We start from the raw sequence: 953 nt of genomic DNA on the forward strand, positions 1-953 counted from the left end.
AGCATCATCATCGACGGACTGAACATCTCGAAGTTCGAGCGCTCCGTGTTCGAGGACATGAGAAAGGGCGGCGTGACCGCCGTGAACTGCACCGTGTCGGTGTGGGAAGACTTTCAGAAGACGATCGACAACATCGCGGAGATGAAGCAGCAGATCCGCGAATACAGCGAGATTCTCACGCTCGTGCGCACGACCGACGACATCCTGCGCGCGAAGAAGGAGAACAAGACCGGCATCATCTTCGGTTTCCAGAATTCGTATGCGTTCGAGGACAACCTCGGTTATATCGAGGTGTTCAAGGAACTCGGCGTCAACGTCGTGCAGCTTTGCTACAACACGCAGAATCTCGTGGGCACGGGCTGCTACGAGCCGGACGGCGGCTTGTCGGGTTATGGCACGGAAGTGATTCAGGAAATGAATCGCGTCGGCATCATGGTGGATCTTTCGCATGTGGGCGCCAAGACGTCTTCCGATGCGATCGCCTGTTCGAAAAAGCCCGTCACGTATTCGCACTGCTGCCCGTCGGGGCTCAAGGATCACCCGCGCAACAAGACGGATGAGCAGTTGCGCGAGATCGCCGATGCGAACGGCTTCGTCGGCGTGACGATGTTCTCGCCGTTCCTCAAGAAGGGTCCGGATGCGACCGTCGAGGATTATCTCGAAGCGATCGAATACACGATCGATGTGATCGGCGAAGACAAGGTCGGCATCGGCACGGACTTCACGCAAGGCTACAGCACCGAATTCTTCGACTGGATCACGCACGACAAGGGCCGCTATCGCCGCCTGACGAACTTCGGCAAGGTCGTGAATCCGGAAGGCATTCGCACGATCGGCGAATTTCCGAACCTCACCGCCGCCATGGAAAAAGCGGGCTGGAGCGAGTCGCGCATCAAGAAAGTGATGGGCGAAAACTGGATGCGCTTCTTCGGCGAAGTCTGGAACGTCTGATC

At 57.4% G+C, this 953-nt stretch carries 1 protein-coding gene; it reads left to right on the forward strand.

Features of this window, described 5'->3' with window-relative positions; genetic code table 11:
- The coding region (locus NCS58_RS24105; protein WP_250477722.1) for a dipeptidase at positions 1–951 on the forward strand (951 nt) is incomplete at its 5' end.
- Positions 952–953 lie beyond the last annotated feature (2 nt).

Source organism: Caballeronia sp. INML3B, from assembly GCF_023631305.1.
In the GTDB taxonomy this organism is placed as follows: domain Bacteria; phylum Pseudomonadota; class Gammaproteobacteria; order Burkholderiales; family Burkholderiaceae; genus Caballeronia; species Caballeronia turbans.